We start from the raw sequence: 22333 nt of genomic DNA, 5'->3' as shown, positions 1-22333 counted from the left end.
TGACTGCTGCGCCCACAGACTAGCAATCCAAGGGCGGAGAAGAAAGCCGGATGGTCACCGTGGTGCCCTGCCCCGGCTGGCTGTCCAAGGTCAGGGTGCCGCCATGCAATTCGATGAAGCGCTTGGCCAGCGGCAATCCCAGACCGGTTCCGGCGAACTGGCGGCTAAGGTCGCACTCGACCTGCACATAAGGTTCCAGCACCCGGTCGATATCCTTGGCGTGCATGCCGATACCGGAATCGGTGACCTTGATCCATACCCCCAGGCCATCTCGGCCCAGGGCCAAGATGACATGACCGCCAGCCGGGGTGAACTTGACGGAATTGGCCAACAGATTGAAAAGCACCTGCTTGAAGCGCAAGGGGTCAACCAAGGCCTGGCCGGGGTCGCATTCCGTGTGCAAGCGCAGATCCAGACGATGGCGCATGGCTTTTTCCGCCATCAACCGGATCACCTGTTCGGCCAGCGGCACCAGCGGCAACCATTCGGGCGTCAGGTCGAAATGACCGGCCTCGACCTTGGACAGGTCCAACACCTCGTTGATGATGGACAATAAATGAGTGCCGGATTCCCAGATGGCTTGGACGTATTCCTTATAAAGCGGATTTTCCATCTTCCCCATCACTTCCAACCGCATGGCGTCGGAAAAGCCGATGATGGCGTTAAGGGGGGTGCGCAATTCGTGGCTCATATTGGCCAGGAACTCGCTTTTGTAGTGATTGGCGGCCTCGGCCTGCCGCCGCGCCGATTCGGCTTCCTCGGTGCGGGCGGCAACGCGATATTCCAGCAGGTCGTTGGCCTGACGCAACGCCGTTTCCGCCCGTCGGCGGTCGGTGATGTCCTGGCCGACGATGACGACGCCGTCATCGTCGCTATCCAGCGGCGCCAGGTTCCACGAAATGATGTATTGCCCCAAAACGGTTTCGTGGTCGCGGATTTCCTGTCCTTCGCGCACATGGGCAAGCCATTGGTCGAACACCCCCCCATCGGCGCCCACATGATCGCGCCCCAAGATCTCCCCCCACAACTTGCCGATGGCGACAGCGGCGGTCAGGCCGAACATGCGCTCGGCCTCGCGGTTGAATTCCTGCACCCGGCCATCACCGCCGACGACGACGATGATGCTGGCGGCGACCTCGACCAGCGAGCGGAAACGGGATTCGCTGGCGCGCAAGATCGCTTCGCGCCGTTTGCGGTCAGTGATGTCCCCCAACGATCCGACCATGCGGGTGGCGATGCCTTGCTCATCGCGCACCGCCAATCCGCGCGATAAAATCCAGCGGTACTCGCCATTGCGGTCCCGCACCCGGTATTCGCTTTCAAAGTAATCGCTGCCGCCCTTGAGGTAACGGATCAAGGTCTCTTGGTAATAACCGCGGTCATCGGGATGCACCATCTTCAGCCATTCATGCGAATTGGTGCGCACGGTTTCGCCGGAAAAACCCAAGATCGCCAGCAGTCGGGCCGACAGGTACAATTCCTTGCTGATCGGGTTCCAATCCCACAACCCTTCATTGGGGCCGCGCATGGCAAGGGCGTAACGCTCCTCGCTTTCGCGCAACGCCTTGGTGGTGGCCATCAGGGCATCGCGGGCGGAATTGGCTTCCTTTTGCGCCAGTTCCAATTCGCTGATGCGCGAGCGCAGCCGCGAGACGACCGCGCGGCGGCGGAATGGCCCGACCATGATTGTCGATTTAATCCGGAGCCGGTTTGTCCCCACGCCATCTCCCCGCAATTTTTATTGGTATTACCTTTCAATCAGTGTGAGGTCGCAAGAGGATAAGAACAAGGGGGGCGAAGGTATGCTTCGCCCCAATACTTTAACCCAGACCTCATCCTTATTGATTAAGCGCTGCGGGATTCAACCGCATTGCGGCCGAATTCGGCTTCCACATAGGCGACCAGTTCCGACACCGTTTCCTCTACCGATTTGCCGTCGGTATTAAGCGCCAATTCTGGATTTTCCGGAGCCTCGTAGGGGGCGGAAATGCCGGTGAAATCGGCGATCTCGCCCTTGCGTGCCTTGCGGTACAGCCCCTTGGGATCGCGGCGTTCGCATTCTTCCAGATCGGTGGCGATGTGGATTTCGTGAAACGCCTGGGGATCAATGGACCGCACCCGGTCGCGATCGGCGCGATAGGGGCTGATGAATGCCGTGATCACCAGCATCCCGGCGCGGGCGAACAGATGCGCCGCCTCGCCCACCCGGCGGATATTCTCGGTACGGTCTTCGTGCGAGAAGCCCAGATCCGAGCACAACCCGTGACGGACATTGTCGCCGTCCAGCACATTGATCTGCCAGCCCTTTTGGAACAGACGCTTTTCCAGTTCCATGGCAATGGTCGACTTGCCGGCCCCCGACAGACCGGTCAGCCACAGCACCCCGCCCTTGTGGCCATTGGCACGGGCACGGGATTCGGTGGTCACCTGATGGTCAACCTGGAAGATGTTCCGGTTGTCCAGCGCCTGGGCGATGATACCGCCGCCGACAATGTCATAACCATGAACCAGAACGAAACGACCCAGCCGGGCATTGTCGCCAAAGCTGTCGAAAGCCATCGCCCCACGTGAGCGCAGCACCACTTCGGCCACGGCATTGCGGCCGACCTGGGCGCCTTGATGGCTGCCCAAATCCTCGACGTCGATGACCCGCTCGATGGCGGCGACCTCGACATGATATTCAGCGGTGGCCAGCTTTAACTTTAAGCGGTCACCCAAAGCCAGCGGATCGCGGCCCAACCAGAATACGCGGGCGCGGATTTCATGGGCCAAGGCGGGGGCGCCTTCGGCCAGATGGGCGACTTGGCCGCGTTCGACGAAAATCGGCTCGTCCAGGGTGACGCCCACCGACTGGCCGGCATGGGCGGTCACCACGCTGATGTCGCTGCCCGCCCAACCTTCGATCGAGGCGATGCGCGCCGATTTGCCCGAGGGCGAGAACACCAATCGGTCGCCGACCTTGATCCGGCCGCTTTCGATGCGGCCGGCGATGATGCGGCGATGATCGAATTTATAGACATCTTGCACCGGCAGACGCAGGCCCAGATCGGTGACCGAGGCGGCGGCGGAAAAACCATCAAGCGCGCCGATCACCGATGGCCCCTGATACCAGGGCGACTTTGTCGAGGCGGTGGCGATATTATCGCCGCCACGGGCCGACACCGGCACCACATGGGTCGGGATCACGCCGATGCCGCCCAGATAGGCGCGGATTTCGGCTTCGACTTCGTGGAAACGGCTTTCCGACCACTCGACCAGATCCATCTTGTTGACGGCCACCGCGATCTGGGTCAGGCCCAGAAGATGCAGCAGATAGCCATGGCGGCGCGATTGTTCCTGCACCCCTTCGTCGGCGTCGATGACCAACAATGCCGCCTCGGCCGAGGCGGCGCCGGTGATCATGTTCTTCAGGAATTCCTTGTGACCGGGGGCGTCGATGATCAGCACCGGCCGGTTGCCGGTGTGGAAGCGCAATTGCGAGGTGTCGATGGTGATGCCTTGATCGCGTTCGGCCTGAAGCGCGTCCATGACGAATGCCCATTCGAACGGCATGCCGCGCTTGTCGCAAACTTCTTTCAGGTATTCGACCTTGCCTTCGGGAAGCGCGCCGGTTTCGTGCAGCACGCGGCCGACCAGGGTGGATTTGCCGTGATCGACGTGACCGACGACAACGATTTTCAGCGGGGAAGTGTTGGACATGATCAGGGCGTCCCTTGCTTACATGTAGCCGGCGGCGCGCAGCCGCTCGAAGGCATCTTCGGATTCACGGTCCTGGGCGCGGCCGGCGCGTTCGGACGTCTTGGTGGTCTCCAGTTCCTCGACGATCTCGTCCACAGTGGACGCGGTCGAGGCGATGGAACCGGTGCACGGGGCGCAGCCCAAGCTGCGATAGCGCCGGCCATTCTTGGCGAAGTACAGATCGACCACCGGGATGCCTTCGCGGGCGATGTAACGCCACACGTCCAATTCGGTCCAGGCCAGCAGCGGATGGATGCGCAGATGGGTGCCGGGGGCGAAATCGGTCTTGAACTGGTCCCAGAATTCCGGCGGCTGGTCGCGCACGTCCCATTCGTTGGTGTCGTTGCGGGGAGAAAACACCCGTTCCTTGGCCCGAGTCCCTTCCTCGTCGCGGCGGATGCCGGCGATGACGCCGGTATAGCCGTGCTCGGCCAACAACGCCTTCAAGCCTTCGGTCTTCAAGGCCGAACAGCAGGTGACGCGGCCTTGCTCGGGGCTCATGCCCGCCGCCAGGGCGGCCTTGTTCTGACCGATGATCAGCGGCAGATTCCATTCCGTGGCGACGCGATCGCGGAACTCGATCATTTCGGGAATCTTGTAGCTGGTATCCACATGCAGCACCGGAAACGGCACATGACCGAAAAACGCCTTGCGGGCCAGCCACAGCATGACGTTGCTGTCCTTGCCGATGGACCACAGCATGGCGATCTTGTCCAGGCGGTTGAAGGCTTCGCGCAGGATGTAGATGGATTGCGCTTCCAGTTGATCGAGGTCGTTCATCATCTTCTTTCCGTCAGATCCCGGCGCCATCGCGGCCAAGGACAAGAGAGGTATGGATTCCGCATTCAGTCTTGGCGCTGCCGGCCCAACGCCCGGCACGGGCGGATTCGCCCGGCTTGGTCGGCCGCGTGCACGGCCAGCAGCCGATGGAGCGATAGCCCTGCTCCACCAATGGATGGCTGGGCAGCCGACGGGCGACAAAGGTCTTGCGCACCGCGTCCTCGTCCCAATTGGCCAATGGGCTGACCTTGACCACGCCGCCGGCAAACGCGACCGTCGATAAGGCTTCGCGCTCGAAACCGTGGGCCTGCTTGCGGCCGTCGATCAGGGCGTCGAAGCCTTCCACCGCCCGCGCCAGCGGCAGCACCTTGCGCAGGTGGCAACAACGGTCGTGATCGGTGCGCCACAAATCCTCGGCTTCGGCTAAATCCTCGGAGGCCGGACGAACCACTCGCACATCGGTCAGGCCCAACTGGCGCTCCAGCCGATAGCGATATTCCAGCGTCTCGTCGAATAATTCACCGGTGTCAAGGAAGATCACCGGCACCGAGGGATCGACCTGGGCCACCAGATCCAGCAATACCGCCGATTCGGCTCCGAACGACGAGGTCACGGCGATGCGGCCGGGAAACACCTGGCGGGTCATGACCGTGATAAGTTCAGCTCCCGACAGATGCCCATAGGTGGCGCTGTAATCGACGGAGTTCATTGCGCGGCTCCCAACAGGGCAGTGATGTCGCCGATTTCGGCCACCACCGGCGGCGGCGGCGCAGTGACCGCCTCGGTCACGGTGTCGAGAAGATAGGCCACCGCTTCGCGATAAAGGTCGGCGGTTTGTCCACCCGCCACCCGCACCGCCACCAAGGCTTCCACCACCGCGGCAACATCCCCCCAAGTTTGAGCCACCTGCGACTCGACGGCTTCCAACGCCACACCGTCTTCGCTGGTAACGCCACGGGCATGCAGCAGCCGCCGCAAGGCAAAGACTAAGGCTTGGCTGGCTTCGGCGCGGGCTTGCTCGGACTGGCCGACGATCAGGTTGCGATCGGCGGCGATCAGCGCATCGTCGGCCAGATCAGCGTAGCACAGATCCATGGCGAAGGGAGCGGCGCACTCGCCCTTTGCCTGCGGCGCGCCGGGAAAATCCACCGCATCGCCCCAATCGACGAACAGCCCATCGGCCTGCGCCATGTCCAGCGGCGCCAGGATCGCCTCGATACCGTCCTTGCCCAGACGTTCGGCCCAACCGCGCACGCTTTCGCCGGGCTGGCGGCCGGCGGCCAGGGCTTGGCGCAGCAAGCTCAGGGCCTGATCGGCCAACTTGGCCGGAATGGTCGGACCCGACAGGCCGATCGCACCGCTATTGGCCTCGCCGCCGATATGGAGTTGGTAATGCGGAGCCGAGCGGCCATCGACCTTTTTGGCAGCGCCGTGCAGACCGAAATCGGCGATATGATGCAGGCCGCAGGAATTCTGGCACCCGGAAACATGGACGCTGATCCCCTTGGCCAACGGGTCCAATTGGGCCGAGGCAAAAGCCTGACGGGCGAAATTCTGCGAATTGGTGATGCCGATGCGGCAGGTGGTGGTGCCGGGGCAGGAAATCACGCTGGGCGCGTCCTCGGCCGAAGCAGGAACCTGCAAGCCGATGGCGCGCACGCCGGCAACCAGAGCATCCACCTTATCGGCGGCGACGCCCAGGAACACCAGATTTTGCTCCCGCGTTGCCCGCAGATCGGAAACGCCGGCCTGTTCGGCGATCTCCGCCAAACGGTCCAACTGATCCGACGACAAGATCCCCAGGGGCACCAACACCGACAGCGCGACGCTGCCGTCATGGGCGGTGATCAAACCGACCGGAGCGCGGGAAACCGGGGCTTCCAAAGCGTCGCGCCATTCCAGCCCAACCCAGGGACGCTGCGGCAAGGCGCGGACACGGTCGAATTCCTCAACGAACAAAGTGCGGAACTTTTCCTCGCCGAAACGCTTGACCACGAATTTGACCCGCGACGCATTGCGGTTACGGCGATCGGAATAACGTTGATGCAGACGGGCCAAGGCCTCGATCACCGCCGGCAGATCGGTCTCGGCGACGAAAGGCAGCACCTCCACCGCCGGGCGCGGCAACGAGCCCAGCCCGCCGCCGGCGACAATGCGAAAGCCCTTGGCCCCGTCCTTTTCCACCGCGATCAGCCCAAGATCGTGGATGGTGGAATGGCCGCAATCGGTGGCGCAGCCAGACACCGAGAATTTCAGTTTGCGCGGCATGTTCTGCACTAACGGATGGCGGATCCACGCCCGCGCCAATTGATCGGCGACCTTGCCGGCATCGACCAGCTCACGCGGGCAGGCGCCGGCCAGGGCGCAAGCGGTCAAATTGCGGATGGTGTTGCCGCACGCCTCGCGGGTGGTGATGCCGTTGCCGTAGAGCAATTCCAGCAATTCAGCGCTTTGGTCCAGCGGCACCGAATAAATCTGCACATCCTGGCGGGTGGTCAGATGGGCGTCACCTTGGGCGAAACGACGATTGGCGGCGCCGATGGTGCGCAGCCAGGACGGCGACAGCCGGCCGCCGGGGATCTTGATGCGAACCATCTGCACCCCCGGCTGCTTTTGCCCATAGACGCCAAAGCGCAAACGGAAAGCGGTAAAGCGTTCGCCGTCCCATTCGCCCAGCCGGTGGCGCTCCAAGCCGCGACGATACTCCGCCAGGTCGCTGTCGCGCACCAAAGGCTCGGCCAAAACCGGATCGACGTGGATGGCATCCAACATTGCAGGCACCCTTTCTTATTCACACCCTTGAAGGTGTATGTCATACTGTGATTTACGAAATATCACGACACAATCTACAAAACAACAGTTTTTTGTGTATATTAATCCCATTTACCACTAGACTATATGTAGAAAGGAAAGCCATGAGCTCTTATGCCGGCGATATCTCGCCCCGCGATACCTGGGATAAACTGCAATCCGATCCCGAGGCTCGCTTGATCGATGTTCGCACCCAGGCTGAATGGCAATATGTCGGCCTGCCCGACCTGTCGGCGCTGGAAAAACAGCCTGTTTTGGTGTCCTGGCAGGTGTTCCCGACCATGGCCCGCAACGAGGCTTTCGCCCAACAACTGGCCGCTCAGGGCATCGACAAGGACACGCCGTTACTGTTCTTGTGCCGTTCGGGGGTCCGCTCCAAGGCCGCCGCCGAACTGATGACCAGCCTGGGCTATAGCCAATGCTGGAATATCAGCGACGGCTTCGAGGGGCCGCTGGACGATAGCCGCCATCGCGGCGATCAAGCCGGCTGGAAGGCGCAAGCCCTGCCCTGGCTGCAAGGCTGACCCCCCAATCAATAGTGTTGCACAACGGACGCAGTGTCGCGGCACCATCACCATGGTGTCGCGACAAAAGTTGACTTCCCCGGCTACAGGGATGATATCCAATGCCAGATAGAATCCTGTCCAGGTAGAAAACCGTGTCCTTTGTTCGTCCGCTCTATGTCGTCGCGGCTCTGGTTTTGTTGCCCGTGCCGTTCTGTCCGGCCGCCTGGGCGACATCCATCGCCTCGCGGCTGGCCGAAGACAGCGCCGTCATCCAGATCGGCGAGCATCCGCTGGAAGCCGACTTGATCCGCGAGTTCTATAGTGAACGCGCCTTCAAGCCGGCATGGGATGGCAATTCCAGACAACGGGGCGAGCATCTGCTTGATCAGATTCGCGCCATCGCCCCGACCGAGGGATTGCGGGCGCAATCCTATACGGTTCCCGAAGCCGCCGGCGCCGACGACCGCGACCTGCTGATTTCGGAAACCCTGGCCCGTTTTGCCCGCGACCTGTCCATCGGCCGGGTTACGCCGTCGCGGCAAGTGGGCGGCATGGGAACGGAAATCCGCGCCAAGATCGACAGTGCCACCGTGCTGCGCGACCTGGCCGCCGGCCGCGACCTGTTCGCCACCCTGATTCCGGTACAGCCTGCCTATGCCGGCTATCACCGGCTGAAAGTGGCGCTGTCCCTTTACGAAAAACTGACCGAAGCCGGCGGTTGGACCGCCATCGCCGACGGCGCCTCGATCAAGCCGGGAATGGAAGATGCCCGCCTGCCGGCTGTGCGTAAGCGCCTGATGATGACCGGCGAGCTGGCTGCCAATCAGGCTCAGGGCAAGACCCTGGACGCGCCGCTGGTCGAAGCGATCAAACGCTTCCAAGCCCGCCACGGCATCGACCCCGATGGCGCCATCGGCAAGCAGACGCTGGCCGCGCTCAACGTCAGCGCCGAGGAACGGCTGCGCCAGGTTGCCGCCAATCTGGAACGCTGGCGCTGGATGCCGCGACGGCTGGACGGCACCCATATCGCCGTCAACCTGCCTGCCGCCCATTTCGAGCTGGTGCGCGACGGCCATATCGACATGGCCATGCGGGTGGTGGTTGGCGATGTCTCACACCAGACGCCGACCATGGCCACGACCATGACCTCGGTGGTCATCAACCCGACCTGGACGGTCCCGCCCTCGATCGCGACCAGGGAAATCCTGCCCAAACTGCGCAAGGATCCCAGCTATCTGGCCAGCAACAACATGCGCATCCTTGACGCCTTCGATACGGATTTCGAAAAGGCGCAAGGACTGGGCATCGACTGGTCGCGCTATTCCAAATTCCCCTATCGCCTGCGCCAAAAACCCGGCGCCGACAATGCGTTGGGACAGGTCAAGTTCAACTTGGACAATGGCGACGACATCTATCTGCATGACACCCCCAAGCGCCAGTATTTCGGCCATATCTTCCGCGCCCTGTCCCATGGCTGCGTGCGGCTGGAACGCCCGGTCGAGTTGGCCAAGATGCTGGTGCCGACGCAGAGCGACAAGCTGGAGGAATGGGTCAAGGACGACACCACCCGCACCCTCAAGCTGGATAAGCCGCTGACCGTCTATCTGATGTACATGACCGCCTGGGCCGACGAGGATGGCACCGTGCATTTCCGCGAGGATCTCTACGGTCACGATGCCCGGCTCAAGACCGCGCTGAAGCGGCGACAGCACCCGCAACAGCCCCAAGTCAGCCAAGAACCCGCCAAAAGATAGCTGTGCGTTACGCCTTTCATTGCGGGTTGACTCCATCCCCCCCGGCGATGGTATGACTCTCCCCGTCATCAGGGGAATACCGTATGAACCAGGATCACACTGGCGACCGCACCTTGTCGCGCCGCCTCTTTCTTGGCGCCGGCATCGGTGCCGCCGCGACGATGACCTTGACCTCGCCCCTCGAGGCGGCGGTTCGCGCCATGCCGGAACGCGCCCTCAATCTTTACAATATCCATACCGGTGAATGGCTGAAGACGGTCTATTGGGCCGATGGCCGTTACATCGCCAAATCGTTGGCCCAAGTCAGCCACTTGCTGCGCGACCACCGTTCCGACGATGACCATCCCATGGATCCGCGCCTTTTGGACCTGATCGCCGCCACCCATCGCCGCCTCGGCTCGAAGGGGGCCATCCATATCATTTCCGGCTATCGCTCGCCCGCCACCAACGCCCTGCTGGCCGCCGCCACCGATGGCGTCGCCCAAGGCAGCCTGCACATGAGCGGCAAGGCGGTGGATATCCGCATTCCCGGCACTACCATCCGCACCGTTGGCCGGGCGGCCAAGTCGCTTCGCGGCGGCGGCGTCGGCACCTACCTGAACTCAAAATTCGTCCACGTCGATACCGGCCGCATTCGCTATTGGTGAGCGCCGCGGCCTTCGAGCAAGGGACGCAGCGATTCAAGCGCCAGCGCAAGCCGTTCCGGCGGCACCGAGCGCAGGTCCATGCCGAACCAACCGGCCGGCAATTCAAACATCCGTTCCTCGACCCGGCCGATCCTGACATTTGACAATGTCGTCTCCACCTCGGACCTGCGGCCGTCGCCGCTGCTGAGGGTACCGGCCGCCTTCAACATAATCCCTTCGGCCGAGAACCAGGCATGGCCGTCGAAACGGCTGCCCTTGGGGCCAGAGCCGCTGACCTTGAAGCGTGTCGCCTTGAGACCGGCGACGGTGTCGGTGCCGACCCGGCTGCGCTCGACGGTCAAGCTATCCAGACCACCGGCCAGAGTGGCGACGGCGGCAAAGCCCAGTCCCACATACCAATGACCGCTGGGCTTGAGCAAATAGGCGCTGTCGCTATCGCGGCGCAAGATGACAGCCTGGCCACCGTCCTTGGTGCCGAAATCACGGCGTTCCCGTCCCGGCGCATGCCACACCGTGCCGTGATAATTCCCCTTATCGCCACTGACCTGAAAGTCGGCCGTGAATGAAACCGCCGGGTCCAGCAGGTCCATGGCCCGTTCCGCCGCCATGCTTGGCAGGACCATCACCACATTCAAGACTAATCCGACGAAGTAGGACCCGATCCGCATGCCACACCCTTTTTGCCTGGGGCTTAATCCTAGGAAACCCTATCGCCCCGTCACGCCTCAGGCTAGCATGTAACTCCAACCTGCCGACAGGGAAAGGCCCTCCGCCTCAATGATCGCTCATTCCGTCGCCGATCAATTGCGCCAGATCGACCGCGCCGTCACCACCCTGACCCGCTCGACCGAGGCATTGCTCAGAGCGACCGACGAAACCACCTTGTTGGAACACATCTGTCGCATTGCCGTCGAGGTGGCCGGTTTCAAGCTCGCCTGGGTTGGCTATGCCCAATCCGACGACGATCGGTCAATCCTGCCGGTGGCGGTGTCTGGCAGGGGGGCCAGCTATCTTGACGAGATCAAGGTCTCTTGGGGGGAAGATTGCTTGGGTCAAGGCCCGATCGGCAGCGCTATCCGCACCGGCCTCACCCAGATCACCGCCGACACCCAAACCGATTCCCGCTTCGCCCCCTGGCGCGATGTGATCAAGAAGCACGGTTTCCGCTCGTGCATCGCCTTGCCCTTGTCTCAGGTCGCCGAGCGCATCGGCGCCTTGGTCATCTATGCCGGAGAACCCGATGCCTTCGATGCCGACATCGTCCGCCTGCTGGAGGATTTGGCCCGGAATCTCAGCTATGGCATCGGCACGCTGCGCATGCGCGTCGAACATGATCGGGCCGTGCGCGAATTGGCCGAAAGCGAGGAACGCTACCGTTCGCTGATCGAACTGACTCCGGACGCCATCTTGGTCCATTCCATGGGTGAGGTGATGTTTGCCAATCCGGCGGCAAATCAGGTCTTTGGCGCCGGCCTGCCGGAACTGATCGGCAATTCCATCCTGACCCTGATCCCCGCAGCAGAACAACCGGACATCGTCCAGCGCTTTGCCCAGCCGCCGCCGGGCAAAGTCCGGGCCGAACACAAGATGATCCGCTTGGACGGCAGCGTCTTTGATGCCGAAGTGGTCGGCACCACCATCACCTTTCATGGTCGACCGGCCCGCCTGTTGGTGATCCGCGACGTTTCCGATCGGCTTGAGGTGCAAGAACAGCTGGTGCAGACGGCCAAGCTGGCCACCTTGGGGGAAATGGCCGCCGGGCTGGTGCATGAATTGTCACAGCCGCTGAACATCATCCGGCTGACCGCCGAAGGGGCTTTGCTGTTCATTGAACGCGGCAAGGCCACCCCGGAATGGCAGGCGCAACAATTCCAGTTGGTGGCCGAACAATCGCAACGCACGGCCGAGATCATCGACGACATCCGTATTTTCTCGCGCCGCGACAATTCTCCGGTTCAGGTTTTCGATGCCGTGGCGGCGACCAAATCGGCCATGGCTGTCCTGGAAGGCCAGTTGCGCCCCGACGAAATCACCTTGATCACCCACCTGCCCGGCAACGCCATTCCGGTCCGCGGACGGCGCGTCCAACTTGAGCAAGTGGTGATGAACCTGCTGTCCAACGCCCATCATGCGCTGAAGGAAAAGCGCGAGCGCGAAGGCAATGGTTGGCCGGCCGAAATCACGGTCACCGGCCGCCGCACCGCCGACCGGCTGATCATCCGGGTGACCGACAATGGTCCAGGCGTGCCCGCCGCCGTCCGCGCCCGCATCTTCGAGCCGTTTTTCACCACCAAGGAAGCCGGTCGCGGCACCGGATTGGGATTATCGGTCAGTTTCGGCATCATCAATGCCATGGGCGGGCGACTGGAGCTGGAAAGCAGCGCCAAAGGCGCCTGCTTCGTCATTTCCCTGCCCACCGACGATACGGCCGAGCCGGAAACGATCGTCGCGCCAAGCCCGCAGCTCTGCCCCATTGATGCCCATATCATGGTCGTCGATGACGAAAAGACAGCAGTGGAGACGCTGGGCCGCTATCTGACCGAAATGGGATACCGGGTCACCTTGTGCGGTTGCGGCTCCGAAGCCCTGGCCCGTTTCAAGGCCGACCCCGCCGATGTGGTCATCACCGATTTGCGCATGCCTTCGGGCGGCGGCGAACAATTGGTGGAACAATTGCGCGAATATGACCCGCTGCAACCCATCGTCATCGTCACCGGCCATCTGGGGGCGACGGAAAGACTGGCGGAAAATCTGCAAGACGACCGCTGCGCCGTTTTGAAGAAGCCGGTGGCCCTGGGCAAGCTGGGCGAGATCATCGCCACCTTCTTGTTACCCCCCGGTGATGAAGAATTTACCCCATCGTGATGGTTGCCATTGTTCATGGCGATTTGTCCCTCTATGCTTTCGTACTATCAATCCGGTCCGTCGGTCGGGGCGAAGGAGCGTGATATGCAGATATTGGTCGCAGATGACCACAAACTTGTGCGTGACGGGCTGAAGCCCTTTTTGCACGAACTCGATTCTTCGGCGGAAATTCTGGACGCCTCGAACCTGTCCGAGGCTCTGGCCGCCGCAAGCAACGCCCCCACCTTGGGATTGATCTTGCTTGACCTGATGATGCCGGGCATGGATGGCCTCAAGGGGCTGGAGAGCGTGCGCAAGCAATGCCCGGACGTGCCGGTGGTCATCGTTTCCGGATTTTCCACCCGTGACCACGTGGTCGCCGCCGTCCAGGCCGGAGCCGCCGGGTTCATTCCCAAAACCGTCAGCGGCGCCGCCATGGTCAACGCGTTGCGCTTGGTGCTGTCGGGGGAAAAGTACCTGCCCTCCTCCACTTTCTTCGAAGATCCGGTGCAGGCGCCGATGATGCCGCGCCAGCCGACCCCGACCCGCACCGGCGAAATCCCCGCCCCTTTCGACAAATTGTCGCGACGCGAATCGGAAATCCTGGCGCTGCTGGTGGAAGGCCGCACCAACAAGGAAATCGCCATCGTTCTGGAATTGCAGGAAATCACCATCAAGGTGCATCTGCGCAACGTTTACCGCAAGATTGGCGCCGCCAACCGGGCGCAGGCGGTTCGCATCGCCATGTCTTCGGGCTGGGCGGCGCCGTTGGATCTGGCTTCCAACTGACCCCACGCACACACCGCTTGCCTTAACCGCCGTTTCGGAGGATTGTTGCGCCCTTCCAAGGCCAAGGGCAGGAGCAATGGCAAGCGTTTATCTGGGATTGGGCACCAATCTGGGCGACCGTGCCGCCAATTTACGCACCGCCCTCGCCGCCCTGTCCCAATTGGGACAGGTCGCCCGGCTCTCGCGGGTTTATGAAACCGCGCCGCTTTACGTCACCGACCAACCAGCCTTCCTCAACATGGCGGCCTGCCTGGAAACCGCCCTTGCGCCCCAGGCTCTGCTGGGTCGGTTGAAAGTCCTGGAAGATGAATTAGGACGGGTGGCGTCGCGCCGTTACGGCCCGCGGCTGATCGACCTGGATATCTTGCTGCACGGCGACAATATCGTCGATCTGCCGCAGCTGAGCATCCCCCACCCGCGCCTGACCGAACGCCGCTTCGCCCTGGCACCGCTGGCGGATTTGGCGGCGGACGTTATTCACCCGGTGGCCGGGCTGACCATCGCCCAATTGCTGGCGGCCCTGCCCGCCGATGACGACGATCAGGTGATCGTGGTCGACAACGCCCTGATCTGAAAGAGGATACGTCATGTTCGCACAGTCCGGCGACGCCAGAATCTACCGCATCCTGGTTCGCGATCTGGTGCTGAAATGCCTGATTGGCATTCATGCCCACGAACTTCTGGCGCCGCAACGTGTCCGCATCAATGTCGAGATGGCGGTTCTGGAACAAGCCGGTCCTCTGTCCGACGATATCGCCAATGTGGTGTCATACGAAGACGTCATCGAGGGCATCAAGCGTATGCTGGCGGAAGGTCACATCAATCTGGTGGAAACCTTGGCGGAAAACATCGCCGCCCTGTGCCTGGTCGATCCACGCGTCCGCTCGGTCCGCATCCGGGCGGAAAAGCTCGACGTCTACGCCGAAGCCGCCTCGGTCGGCATCGAAATTGAACGCCGTCGCGAATAGCCCTGGCCGACAACGGCGAGATATGCACACACCCATAAGCATTGATCCGTCAACCTTTAGATTGCGCGCTTGCCACGCCTAGAACGGCCCCCCACAATACGTCTTCTGGGCGTAATGAATGGGGATGGCAGTCCAAGCTCATGGATTTTCGTCGGCGTAGTCTTCGCATCTGGGGCGCTGCCGCTCTTTTGGCATTGACCACCTCTGTCATGTCGGCGGCGCAACTGGCTTATTCGCGCCAACGCCACCTTGATTCCGGTCGCGAACTGGCGCTCGCCCTGTCCAATGCCGCAGCCCAACGGGTTCTGGCCAGCATGCAATTGCTTGACCGATTACTGCAAGAAGCGGTCAGTCGTATCCCCTCGCAAGGCCCCGTTCCCCCCGGAATTTTAGAACCCTTGCGGCCGAAACTGGCCACCGCCAACGAAATCCAGGCGCTGTCCTTCATCGATGGCGATGGCATTTTACGCCAAGTCGTGCGCCGCCAAGCGGAAATACCGCCGCAGATCCTGTCGGTGGATGTTTCCGATCGTTTGCATTATCAGTTTCAGCGGCGTCATTGGAGCGAAGACCGCATGGCGGTGTCGCCACCGGCCATCGATTATTTGACCGAAAGCATGGCCTGGTTCGCCTCGCGCCCGGTGATCAGCCCTGACGGACGCTTTCTCGGCATGGCTGGAATGGCCATCGACCCGGAATTGCTCGCCGCCCCCTTGCGAGCCGGGACCCCTGGTGACGGCGACGCCGCCGGCATTTTTTCGACCGAGGGCGTCCTCTTTGCCCGTCACCCCTATGTGCCGCAAAGCATCGGCCGTCCCATCACCGGTTCGTCGGTGTTTCAGGCCTATAGCGAATTGGGGGAAAGCGGCAGTGTCGCCGAAATCGTCAGTACGGCCGACGAGAAGACGCGCACCGTCGGCTTTACCCAGGTTCCTGGTTATTCCCTGGTCGTCAACGTCGGCATCAGCCATGAACGCCTGTTGCGCCAGTGGTGGCGCGAAGCGCAGATCCATGGCGGCATTCAGCTTGCCTTGACCTTAGGCATCTTTCTGCTGGCTTGGGGGATGGTTCGGGCGGAACGCAAGCACCTGAGCGCCTCGGAAAAACTGCGGGCCACCGAGCGTGAGCATATCGACACCTTATCGCGTGAGGTGGAAAGTCAGACCGCCCAATTGCAGCATTCCCTGGCGGCCTTGCAGGAAAGCGAAGAACGCTTCCGCCTGATCGCCGATATCTCGCCATTGCCGCTGGTGGTGACACGGCGTTCCGACAGCGTGGTGGTCTATATCAACACCCAGGCGGCGGAAGCCTTCCAGGTTCCGCAAGCCGACGCCAAGGGTAAGATTGCGCCCAATTTCTGGGAAAACCCGCTTGACCGCACCCGCATGGTTGAAGCCCTGGCCAAGGACGGCTGCATCCGTAATATGGAAACGGTGCTGAAGCGGGCCGATGGCCAGCGCTTCACCGCCTTACTCTCTGCTGCTTTCGGCCATCTGCAAGGCGAGGCCATGGTTTTGGTCAGCGTCATGGATATCAGCGAACGCAAGTATCTGGAACAGGAACTGGCCCGTTCCAACGCCGAGCACCAGCGCTTTTCCTATGCCATCTCCCATGATCTGCAAGAGCCTTTGCGCATGGTGGCCAGCTATCTGGCGCTGGTCGATCGCCGCTATGGCGAAAAACTGGATCAGGAAGGGCGCGACTTCATCGGCTTTGCCGTCGATGGCGCCAAGCGGATGTCGCGGATGATTTCCGATCTGCTTGAATATTCGCGGGTCCGGCGTCAGACTTGGGACTTTCAAACCTCCGACCTGAACGCTGTCGCCGCCGACGCCCGCGCCAACTTGGTGGCCAGCATCCAAGACAGCCAAGCTCAAATTGACATCGGCCCGATGCCCACCGTCGCCGCCGATTCCGGCCAAATCATGCGCGTGCTGCAAAACCTGATGGGCAACGCACTGAAATACCGTTCCCCCGATCGGCCGCCACAGGTCACCGTCAGCGCCACACGCGACGGCGGCTTTTGGAACATCTGCATCGTCGACAACGGCCGCGGCTTCGATCCGAGCGAGAGTGAACGGCTGTTCCAGATATTTCAGCGCCTGCACCCCAACAGCGGCATTGACGGCTCCGGCGTCGGGCTGGCGCTATGCCGTTCCATCATCACTGCCCATGGCGGCGCCATCTGGGGCCGAAGCGACGGTCCCGATCAGGGGGCGACCTTCTGCTTCAGCCTGCCCGTCGAAAGGCAGAGCCAAAAAGGCGCGGAATAATCCCGCGCCATGTCCTGGGCAACCCGACACAGATCAAGCAACCGATCGGCAGCCCGCTCGAAATTGCCCCCCCTATGAATAAAATCAGGCGGCCCACAATGGGGCCGCCTGTCAGATCCACACATCAAATTAACGCCTGAAATGATCAGACCATGCCAAGAGCAGCCTTATAAAGCTCAAGCAGCTGATCAACTTCCTCTCGCTCTTGGTCTTCCATTTTCCTAAGGGAAATGATTTTCCGCAAAATTTTCACATCGAAGCCTAATCCCCCCGTCACCATTTGTATTCCATCCACAGAATTAACCCGAACCGTGTTCATATCTACCTGTGATTCTACCCCTTCCGAATCTGTATCGCAAACATCTTTGTGAACCTCGGAGCCGCGCAAGGACCGCTTGCCCCGGGCCCGCGCAGTGGGCAAGGGCTTGAGCGTAGCGCCCCTTGCCCATGAGCAGGCTTGGGGCATAAAGGGCCTTTCGTGGATCTGAGGTGAACCTGGGTGAGTGCGCGGGGTGAACGGCCCCAGGGGGGCCGAGAGGGGCAAGGCCCCTTGGGGGGCAAGCAATTTGTCAGCATGAGATTCCACCGAACGATGGGATTTGCGCCCAACCAATGTTACTTATAGTCATCTTGATTTGCCCGGAAAGAGTGGAGAGCGTGCATGCTCACCTTGCACGAAGGACAGTCAGATGACAGGTTTCGGGATGAGGAAATTCACCGAGGATTTCAAGCGCGAGGCAGTGCGTCTGGTGCAAACCCGCGGCCGGACCATCGAGCAGGTGGCGGACGCTCTTGGGATCGGGCGTTCGACGTTGGGCAAGTGGCTTGCCAAGCACGTGATGCAGATTTGCTGTCGGGTCCGCACGAAGACACTGCCAAGGAACTAGCTCGGCTGCACAAGGAAAACGAGATTCTGCGGGCCGAGGGGGAATTGCTAAAAAAACTGCGGCCTTCTTCGCCAAGGAGACTAGTCGATGATCTTTCGGCACATCGACGCAGCGAAGAAGGCCGATTTGTGCTTGGCCCGGACATGTGCCCTGTTCGGTGTGAGCCCCACGGCTATTACGCCTGGAACGGGCGCAAACCCAACCACCGTGATAGAACGCCGGAAACTCTAGCCTCCGGCGATCCAAAGTCCGGGGGGCACATCAGGCAGGTCACCTTGCGCAAGAAGGAGAAGTGACATGGGACGGACCCTTGACGAAGTGATGGCCGGTCTGCCGGCGGAGCGCCGCCAGGCCGTCAAGGCCAAGGCGGAAGAGTTGTTGCACGAGGTGGAAGGTCTGCGGGCGCTCCGTGTCTTGGCCGAGCGCAGCCAGGAACAGATCGCCGATGGCCTCGGCATCAAGCAACCTTCCGTGCACAAGATTGAACGACAAGCCGATCTCTACCTGTCCACGCTGCGCCGCTTCGTCGAAGCAGCAGGCGGCACCCTGGAGCTTCGGGTCAGCCTGCCTGGAGAGGGAACGATCCTCCTGACCGGGATCGGCGACCTTCATTCCTGACCTGTGTCTCATGTTCCGTCTCCAACATTGCTGCCTCCGGTTGGTAGCTCATGGGCCAATAGCAAGTGTTTTTGCTTCCGCCGGAACCTTTCACCAGCATCTCACGCTGCAGCAGGTCGTTGATGTCCCGCTGCGCGGTATCGACCGAGCACGTTCCCAGAGCGGCCCACTTTTTGGCCGTGAGAGTTCCTTCAAAGCCACCATCAAGCAACCGGTTAACCCCTCCATCGGCGACCTGGTGGGGGCGACCTACGAAATGGTGCGCCATAACGCCCGCCTGAAGGACGCTCTGTTCCCTGAGCGTCCGGCTCACCAACGCTGGGACATCGGCCAAGGCTGTGGCTCCCAGACCATGGCGCTGCCCGATGCCGTGGTTTCACTGTTTGCCTCTTCTATGACGTTGGCGACCGCCGACTTCCGGCGCAACGGCCTGCCAATTGACGGTGGGCGCTTGCTTCTGGGCCTCCGCGAAGGCTTCCAAGTCAGATGGCGCAATATCCAGGTGCCACCGTTCAAGATCGTCAGGGCTGAGGACGGCAAGCCATGGGCAATTCGGATCGGTGCCGAGGTCGATGGAGCCATCGCCGCCGAGGTCGCACGCTATCCCAAGGTCGAAACGGGTGGCATCCTAAGCTGTCGCCCATCTGCGGAGCCTGTTCGAGATGAGCGAGCGTCGGGCCTGCGCAGTCATCGCGGTGGACCGCACCACGATCCGCTACCGGTCGGTTCGTCCAGACGACACAGATCTGCGCGAGCGGCTGCGCGGCCTCGCCCAGCAGCGGCGCCGTTTCGGCTATCGACGGCTGTTCATCCTGCTGCGGCGGGACGGCGAGCCGTCGGGCATCACTCGCATCTACCGGCTCTACCGCGAGGAAGGCTTGGCCGTGCGCAAACGGCGGAACCGGCGCAAGGCCGTCGGCAGTCGGGCGCCGATCCTGGTAGAGGCAGTTTCCAATGCCCGCTGGTCGCTGGATTTCGTGCACGACCAGATGGAGGGCGGACGGCGCTTCCGCGTGCTCAACATCGTCGACGATGTGACGCGGGAATGCCTGGCCTCGGTGCCCGACACCTCGATCTCCGACCTACGGGTCGTCCGCGAGTTGTCGGCGCTGGTGGCCCAGCGCGGCAAGCCGGGCATGATCGTCTCCGACAACGGCACCGAGCTGACTTCGAACGCCGTGCTGAAATGGGCGCAGGACCATTGCATGCAATGGCACTACATCGCCCCCGGCAGGCCCATGCAGAACGGCTTCGTCGAGAGCTTCAACGGCCGCATGCGCGACGAGCTGCTCAACGAGACGGTGTTCACCAGCATGGCCCAGGCCCGAGCCGTCATCGCCGCCTGGGTCGCCGACTACAACACCGCCAGGCCGCATTCGGCCCTGGGCTACCAGACACCGGCGGCCCATGCCGCCAAACTCAAAGCAATGGGGCCGGTCTCTCCACCCCTCCGGGGCTCCGAGCCCGGCCCCATTGCTCAGTATCCGTCCGGTGAGGACCGTGGGAGCAGCGGTTGACGGTCAGTTTGCCCCGCAACACCTCTTGAATTTCTTGCCCGACCCGCAAGGACACGGGTCGTTTCGGCCGACCTTGGGGCCTGAGGATTGGCGCACTGGCGCGGTTTGGGTGGCGCGCCAGTAATCGGCGATGGCGAGGACGGTTTCGGGAATGATGTCTCCGGCCTCGGCGAAGAGGCGGTCCTCCACGTCCTGCGGCAGATCGAGCAGTGGTTCACCATCGTCGTCGCAGCACAGGGCTAGGATGGGCAGCATCAGTTCCACGTTCTTGTCGGACGTGAGCAGCGGCTTCCAGGCGGCGGGGCGCAGGGTGACGGCTTGCATGAAGCCTTCGGCCCAATCGGCGGCGATGACCTCGCCGCCCGGAGTTTCCATGATGATGGGGGCGACGGTTCCGTCGGCGACCTGGCTGAGGATCTCGTTGTAGCGGGCCATGATGGTACCGATGATGGCCTGGGCCTGGGTGACATCATCGAAGGCCGGTTCCTCGCCGCCCCAGATGACCGGCAGCCATTCGCTGGGCATGATCAGTTCCGGCCCGATGGCGATGCCGGTGAGAAAGCCGTCGAGATCGCACAGCATCATGCAGTTTTCTGGCGAGAGGTCCGACATCAGGAACTGGTCGAGCGCTTCGATCTCCGCCTCGAGGTCATGCAGCGTCGGCATGGCATTCGCTTTTCCAGTTCCACGGCAACAATTCGTCGATGCGTTTGGCGGGATGTCCCGGCAGGCGCTCCAGCACATCGGCCAGCCAGGCGCGCGGATCGATGCAGTTCATCTTGCAGGTCTCGATCAGGGTGTAGAGCGCGGCGGCGCGCAGTCCGCCGGCATCGGAGCCGGCGAAGGTCCAGTTCCTGCGCCCGACGGCGATGCCGCGCAGCGCCCGCTCCGCCGCATTATTGGACAGATCGACGCGGCCGTCCGTCAGGAACAGGGTGAAGGCCGGCCAGCGTTTCAGCAAATAGTCCATGGCCTTGGCGGTGTCCGATTTGCCCGACAGCCCGGCCCGCTTGTGGTGCAGCCACAGGGCCAGATCGTCGATCAGCGGGCGGGACCGCTCGGCGCGGGCGGCCTGGCGTTCCTCGGGGGACAGGCCGGCGATGTCGCGCTCGATGGCGAAGAGCGCGTCGATGCGGGCCACCGCCTCGATGGCGATGGGCGCCTTCTTCAACTGCGCCAACTCGTAGAACTTCCGCCGGCCGTGCGCCCAGCACGCCGCCTCGACGATGGCGCCCTTCTCGTACAGCCGGTTGAAGCCGGCAAAGGCGTCGGCCTGCATGATGCCGGAAAAGCCGGCGAGCAAGGTTTCGGCATGCTCGCCGCCGCGGTCGGGCGAATAGGCATAGGCAGCCACCGGCGGATCAACACCGCCGAAGGGGCGATCGTCGCGCACCATGGTCCACAAGCGGCCGGTTCGGGTCTTGCCTTTCGCCAGCACCGGCACCGGGGTATCGTCCACATGGACGCGCGGACCGGCCCGCGCGTGGTCAGCGATGGCGGCGACCAGCGGCCGCAGCGCCACGCTGACGGCGCCGACCCAGTCGGCCAGGGCGGAAACGTCGATCTCCACCCCTTCAGCCGCGAAACGCTCGCTTTGGCGATGCAGCGGCAAATGCAGGCCGAATTTGTTGAACACCACCTCGGCCAACAGCCCGGCACCGGCGCGGCCGCGCGCGATGGCGTGGAATGGCGACGGCGGCTGGGTGATGGTCTGGCAGGTGCGGCAGGAGAATTTCTCGCGCACATGTTGGATCACCCGCCACTGGGCCGGGATGCGCTCCAGCGTCTCGGTGACGTCCTCGCCCAGCTTGGACAATTCGCCGCCGCAACAGGGACAGGCTTCGGGTGCCGGCTCGACCACGCGGAGGCGGGGCAGATGATCCGGCAGCGGGCGGCGCGCCGGCTTGCGGCGGGGCTGGGGAGCGGCGATCTCGACGGCAGCCTCGCAGGCGGCAGCGGTCTCCTCCAGATCCTCCAGCGACAGCTCCAGCTGCTCGATGCGGGCGCTCCGCTCGGCCGACTGGCCGTAGCGCTCGCGCTTGAGCCGGGCGATCTCCAGTTTCAGCCGCTCGATCTCGATGTCGAGCACGCGCCGGTCGGACTCGGCCGACAGCCGTGCTGCCCGCTCGGCGAGGATCATCGCGTGGGCGGCGGCAAGGTCGGCAGGAAGGGTTTCGGCGGCGTCGGTCACCCCGAAAGTG

18 protein-coding genes and 2 pseudogenes are annotated in these 22333 nt (G+C 62.5%); 11 read left to right on the top strand and 9 right to left on the bottom strand.

Going from position 1 to position 22333, the window contains the following annotated elements; all coding sequences use genetic code 11:
- Window positions 1-19: 19 nt before the first annotated feature.
- From KEC16_RS10485 to KEC16_RS10465, 5 genes are all read right to left on the bottom strand, one after another.
- Window positions 20-1684 carry a hybrid sensor histidine kinase/response regulator gene (locus KEC16_RS10485; RefSeq protein WP_211548592.1) on the bottom strand — a complete coding sequence of 555 codons (1665 nt, stop codon included), beginning with the start codon at window positions 1682-1684 and terminating at the stop codon, window positions 20-22.
- Window positions 1685-1845: 161 nt separating this feature from the next.
- Complete coding sequence (gene cysC / locus KEC16_RS10480) at window positions 1846-3699, bottom strand: adenylyl-sulfate kinase (RefSeq protein WP_211548590.1); 1854 nt, start codon at window positions 3697-3699, stop codon at window positions 1846-1848.
- 18 nt (window positions 3700-3717) lie between these two features.
- A complete protein-coding gene (gene cysD, locus KEC16_RS10475) occupies window positions 3718-4518 on the bottom strand; it encodes a sulfate adenylyltransferase subunit CysD (RefSeq protein WP_211548671.1) in 801 nt (266 codons plus the stop codon).
- A gap of 13 nt (window positions 4519-4531) precedes the next feature.
- Window positions 4532-5227, bottom strand: coding sequence for a phosphoadenylyl-sulfate reductase (locus tag KEC16_RS10470; protein ID WP_211548588.1), 696 nt, complete (start codon window positions 5225-5227; stop codon window positions 4532-4534).
- Window positions 5224-7290 carry a nitrite/sulfite reductase gene (locus tag KEC16_RS10465; protein WP_211548586.1) on the bottom strand — a complete coding sequence of 689 codons (2067 nt, stop codon included), beginning with the start codon at window positions 7288-7290 and terminating at the stop codon, window positions 5224-5226. Before KEC16_RS10465 ends, KEC16_RS10470 begins: the two co-directional genes overlap by 4 nt.
- A 143-nt stretch (window positions 7291-7433) precedes the next feature.
- On the opposite strand from KEC16_RS10465, the gene KEC16_RS10460 reads away from it, so the two are divergent.
- The 3 genes from KEC16_RS10460 (at window position 7434) to mepK (ending at window position 10236) form a co-directional block, all read left to right on the top strand.
- Window positions 7434-7853, top strand: coding sequence for a rhodanese-like domain-containing protein (locus KEC16_RS10460; protein WP_211548584.1), 420 nt, complete (start codon window positions 7434-7436; stop codon window positions 7851-7853).
- A 134-nt stretch (window positions 7854-7987) separates the two neighbouring features.
- Window positions 7988-9589, top strand: coding sequence for a L,D-transpeptidase family protein (locus tag KEC16_RS10455; protein ID WP_211548582.1), 1602 nt, complete (start codon window positions 7988-7990; stop codon window positions 9587-9589).
- Between the two features lie 83 nt (window positions 9590-9672).
- Window positions 9673-10236, top strand: a complete 564-nt coding sequence (gene mepK / locus KEC16_RS10450) for a peptidoglycan L,D-endopeptidase MepK (protein ID WP_211548580.1) — start codon at window positions 9673-9675, stop codon at window positions 10234-10236.
- On the opposite strand, the gene KEC16_RS10445 is transcribed toward mepK, so the two are convergent.
- Entirely contained in the window at window positions 10227-10904 is a 678-nt protein-coding gene (locus KEC16_RS10445; RefSeq protein WP_211548578.1) for a hypothetical protein, read from the bottom strand. The genes mepK and KEC16_RS10445 overlap by 10 nt on opposite strands.
- A gap of 109 nt (window positions 10905-11013) precedes the next feature.
- Here KEC16_RS10445 and KEC16_RS10440 point away from each other — a divergent pair, with 109 nt between their 5' ends.
- The 5 genes from KEC16_RS10440 to KEC16_RS10420 all read left to right on the top strand — a co-directional run bounded on the left by KEC16_RS10440 (window position 11014) and on the right by KEC16_RS10420 (window position 17110).
- The gene (locus KEC16_RS10440; protein WP_211548576.1) at window positions 11014-13101 is read left to right on the top strand and encodes an ATP-binding protein; all 2088 of its coding nucleotides are present in this window, start codon (window positions 11014-11016) and stop codon (window positions 13099-13101) included.
- Between the two features lie 84 nt (window positions 13102-13185).
- Window positions 13186-13869, top strand: coding sequence for a response regulator transcription factor (locus KEC16_RS10435; RefSeq protein WP_211548574.1), 684 nt, complete (start codon window positions 13186-13188; stop codon window positions 13867-13869).
- A 76-nt stretch (window positions 13870-13945) separates the two neighbouring features.
- Window positions 13946-14443, top strand: a complete 498-nt coding sequence (gene folK / locus KEC16_RS10430) for a 2-amino-4-hydroxy-6-hydroxymethyldihydropteridine diphosphokinase (RefSeq protein WP_211548572.1) — start codon at window positions 13946-13948, stop codon at window positions 14441-14443.
- Window positions 14444-14456: 13 nt separating this feature from the next.
- Window positions 14457-14837, top strand: coding sequence for a dihydroneopterin aldolase (locus tag KEC16_RS10425; protein WP_211548570.1), 381 nt, complete (start codon window positions 14457-14459; stop codon window positions 14835-14837).
- Window positions 14838-14977: 140 nt separating this feature from the next.
- Entirely contained in the window at window positions 14978-17110 is a 2133-nt protein-coding gene (locus tag KEC16_RS10420) for an ATP-binding protein (RefSeq protein ID WP_211548568.1), read from the top strand.
- A gap of 145 nt (window positions 17111-17255) precedes the next feature.
- Here KEC16_RS10420 and KEC16_RS10415 read toward each other — a convergent pair whose 3' ends face one another.
- Window positions 17256-17498: a DUF2312 domain-containing protein gene (locus KEC16_RS10415; protein ID WP_249209065.1), complete on the bottom strand. Its 243-nt coding sequence runs from the start codon at window positions 17496-17498 to the stop codon at window positions 17256-17258.
- 301 nt (window positions 17499-17799) lie between these two features.
- On the opposite strand from KEC16_RS10415, the pseudogene KEC16_RS19830 reads away from it, so the two are divergent.
- The 3 genes and pseudogenes from KEC16_RS19830 to KEC16_RS10400 all read left to right on the top strand — a co-directional run.
- A pseudogene (locus tag KEC16_RS19830) lies at window positions 17800-18206 on the top strand (transposase); the annotation flags it as partial.
- A gap of 88 nt (window positions 18207-18294) precedes the next feature.
- Window positions 18295-18615 (top strand): XRE family transcriptional regulator, encoded by a 321-nt coding sequence (locus tag KEC16_RS10405; RefSeq protein ID WP_211548565.1) that lies wholly within the window; start codon window positions 18295-18297, stop codon window positions 18613-18615.
- A gap of 632 nt (window positions 18616-19247) precedes the next feature.
- Window positions 19248-20132: pseudogene (locus tag KEC16_RS10400) on the top strand (IS3 family transposase); the annotation flags it as partial.
- 3 nt (window positions 20133-20135) lie between these two features.
- Here KEC16_RS10400 and KEC16_RS10395 read toward each other — a convergent pair.
- Both KEC16_RS10395 and tnpC read right to left on the bottom strand, forming a co-directional pair.
- The gene (locus tag KEC16_RS10395; protein WP_211548563.1) at window positions 20136-20798 is read right to left on the bottom strand and encodes a UPF0149 family protein; all 663 of its coding nucleotides are present in this window, start codon (window positions 20796-20798) and stop codon (window positions 20136-20138) included.
- A complete protein-coding gene (gene tnpC, locus KEC16_RS10390) occupies window positions 20782-22272 on the bottom strand; it encodes an IS66 family transposase (RefSeq protein WP_249209086.1) in 1491 nt (496 codons plus the stop codon). The genes KEC16_RS10395 and tnpC overlap by 17 nt, the downstream gene beginning before the upstream one ends.
- Window positions 22273-22333: the final 61 nt, after the last annotated feature.

The sequence above is a fragment of the Magnetospirillum sulfuroxidans genome (genome assembly GCF_018224925.1).
In the GTDB taxonomy this organism is placed as follows: Bacteria; Pseudomonadota; Alphaproteobacteria; order Rhodospirillales; family Magnetospirillaceae; genus Magnetospirillum; species Magnetospirillum sulfuroxidans.
This window is presented reverse-complemented; position numbering and strand designations above follow the sequence as displayed.

Bases quoted from the DNA above. Each gene is read 5' to 3' on its own strand.
- KEC16_RS10485 (WP_211548592.1), bottom strand. From the start codon at position 1,684: ATGGTCGGGCCATTCCGCCGCCGCGCGGTCGTCTCGCGGCTGCGCTCG.
- cysC (WP_211548590.1), bottom strand. From the start codon at position 3,699: ATGTCCAACACTTCCCCGCTGAAAATCGTTGTCGTCGGTCACGTCGAT.
- cysD (WP_211548671.1), bottom strand. From the start codon at position 4,518: ATGAACGACCTCGATCAACTGGAAGCGCAATCCATCTACATCCTGCGC.
- KEC16_RS10470 (WP_211548588.1), bottom strand. From the start codon at position 5,227: ATGAACTCCGTCGATTACAGCGCCACCTATGGGCATCTGTCGGGAGCT.
- KEC16_RS10465 (WP_211548586.1), bottom strand. From the start codon at position 7,290: ATGTTGGATGCCATCCACGTCGATCCGGTTTTGGCCGAGCCTTTGGTG.
- KEC16_RS10460 (WP_211548584.1), top strand. From the start codon at position 7,434: ATGAGCTCTTATGCCGGCGATATCTCGCCCCGCGATACCTGGGATAAA.
- mepK (WP_211548580.1), top strand. From the start codon at position 9,673: ATGAACCAGGATCACACTGGCGACCGCACCTTGTCGCGCCGCCTCTTT.
- KEC16_RS10445 (WP_211548578.1), bottom strand. From the start codon at position 10,904: ATGCGGATCGGGTCCTACTTCGTCGGATTAGTCTTGAATGTGGTGATG.
- KEC16_RS10440 (WP_211548576.1), top strand. From the start codon at position 11,014: ATGATCGCTCATTCCGTCGCCGATCAATTGCGCCAGATCGACCGCGCC.
- KEC16_RS10435 (WP_211548574.1), top strand. From the start codon at position 13,186: ATGCAGATATTGGTCGCAGATGACCACAAACTTGTGCGTGACGGGCTG.
- folK (WP_211548572.1), top strand. From the start codon at position 13,946: ATGGCAAGCGTTTATCTGGGATTGGGCACCAATCTGGGCGACCGTGCC.
- KEC16_RS10425 (WP_211548570.1), top strand. From the start codon at position 14,457: ATGTTCGCACAGTCCGGCGACGCCAGAATCTACCGCATCCTGGTTCGC.
- KEC16_RS10420 (WP_211548568.1), top strand. From the start codon at position 14,978: ATGGATTTTCGTCGGCGTAGTCTTCGCATCTGGGGCGCTGCCGCTCTT.
- KEC16_RS10405 (WP_211548565.1), top strand. From the start codon at position 18,295: ATGGGACGGACCCTTGACGAAGTGATGGCCGGTCTGCCGGCGGAGCGC.
- KEC16_RS10395 (WP_211548563.1), bottom strand. From the start codon at position 20,798: ATGCCGACGCTGCATGACCTCGAGGCGGAGATCGAAGCGCTCGACCAG.
- tnpC (WP_249209086.1), bottom strand. From the start codon at position 22,272: ATGATCCTCGCCGAGCGGGCAGCACGGCTGTCGGCCGAGTCCGACCGG.